Source organism: Peribacillus huizhouensis (assembly GCF_014138605.1).
In the GTDB taxonomy this organism is placed as follows: domain Bacteria; phylum Bacillota; class Bacilli; order Bacillales; family DSM-1321; genus Peribacillus; species Peribacillus huizhouensis.
The window spans coordinates 1-1253 of record NZ_JACJHX010000057.1; the positions used below are offsets into that span (position 1 = coordinate 1).

A 1253-nucleotide genomic window follows, 5' to 3' on the forward strand; every position below is an offset into this window, starting at 1 on the left:
TTTCTACTAAAACTGTATTTCTATTACAGTTGGTTGACTGGATTAAACAGCATAATTGTACCCATGTTGCCATGGAGAGTACGAGCGTTTACTGGAAACCTATTGTGAATTTACTAGAGGCTGAGGATATTGAGTTTTTAGTTGTCAATGCCCAACATATGAAGGCAGTTCCAGGACGTAAAACAGATGTCAAGGATGCAGAATGGATTGCCAAACTTCTTCGTCATGGACTCTTAAAAGCTAGTTACATTCCAGATCGGAATCAACGGGAACTCCGTGAACTAGTTCGGTATCGTCGGAGTATCATTGAAGAACGTGCTAGACAACATAATCGCATTCAAAAAGTGTTAGAGGGTGCAAACATTAAGCTAGGCTCTGTGGTTTCAGATGTTATGGGCGTTTCAGCTCGGGATATGCTTAACGCTATTGCCGATGGTGAAGACGATCCTGAAAAACTAGCGAACTTCGCTCGACGTACAATGAAAAAGAAGAAAGATGAACTGGAACTCGCCCTTAGAGGTTATATCAATTCGCACCAACGTCTTATGTTGAAAACCATTTTAAAGCATATTGATTTTTTAACTGAGCAAATTGAAATGCTAGATCAAGAAGTGGCGAAAAGAGTAAGTGTCCATCAAGAAGATGTTGAACGATTAGATTCTATTCCTGGCATAGCTACAAGAATGGCTGAGCAAATTCTATCAGAAATTGGAACTGATGTTAAAAAACAATTCCCAAGTGCAGCTCATATGTGCTCCTGGGCTGGTTTGGTTCCAGGACACAACGAAAGTGCTGGCAAAAGGAAATCAGCTAAAACAAAAAAAGGAAACAAGTATCTGAGATCAGCATTAACTGAGGCAGCTCATTCAGTAAGAGGATCTAAAAACTATCTCGGAGCACTGTATAGGCGTACAGCTTCACGAAAAGGTAAGAAACGAGCAGGAATCGTCGTCGCTCATGCCATGTTGAGAATAGCTTATTATCTCTTAATACGAAAAGAAATGTATGTAGACCTAGGCGAAGACTACTTTGATAAACAGAGACAGCAATCCATTGTACGACATTCACTCCGAAGACTCGAAAGTTTAGGGTACACAGTTACGTTACAAGAACCTGAAGCATCTTAATTCAGTCCTTTTCCCTACAATGGATCAATGAATCAGGCGCTCTCCCCTTTTTTAAAAATGAATGAGCTGCGTCTTATTAAGTATTGCCTTTTTCACTGAATTACAGAAGTTTATTTTCATGGTAGT

The 1253-nt window shown here is 39.8% G+C and carries 1 protein-coding gene; it reads left to right on the forward strand.

From position 1 onward, the window contains the following. Positions 1-1127 (forward strand): IS110 family RNA-guided transposase (locus HNP81_RS23590; protein WP_182504192.1); only part of this gene is annotated, 1127 nt, incomplete at its 5' end. Positions 1128-1253 lie beyond the last annotated feature (126 nt).